Annotated in this window: 2 tRNA genes; both read right to left on the bottom strand. The window is 42.1% G+C overall.

What is annotated here, in order from left to right:
* Window positions 1–80: 80 nt before the first annotated feature.
* Window positions 81–153 (bottom strand) — tRNA-Ala (locus LI149_RS15155).
* A gap of 39 nt (window positions 154–192) precedes the next feature.
* Window positions 193–266 (bottom strand) — tRNA-Ile (locus tag LI149_RS15150).
* Between the last annotated feature and the right edge of the window lie 5 nt (window positions 267–271).

Raw genomic sequence — 271 nt, 5'->3', positions numbered from 1 at the left:
ATTAGATATTTAATATCTTATCTATATTTCTTATATGCAATTTTCAAGGTACATGACTGATGATTTTTTCAATCATCAAGTGGAGAATACGAGATTCGAACTCGTGACCTCCTGCTTGCAAGGCAGGCGCTCTCCCAACTGAGCTAATCCCCCATATTTAATTTCCTCAACCTATGAGCTTTTTCAAAGGTCTGGGCTTAAGTGGACTCGAACCACCGACCTCACGCTTATCAGGCGTGCGCTCTAACCAGCTGAGCTATAAGCCCATCTT

The sequence above is a fragment of the Dorea sp. 210702-DFI.3.17 genome (genome assembly GCF_020560825.1).
Lineage (GTDB): Bacteria > Bacillota > Clostridia > Lachnospirales > Lachnospiraceae > Dorea > Dorea formicigenerans.
Note: the sequence above shows the minus strand (reverse complement) of the source record. Positions and strands in the feature narration are given on the sequence as shown.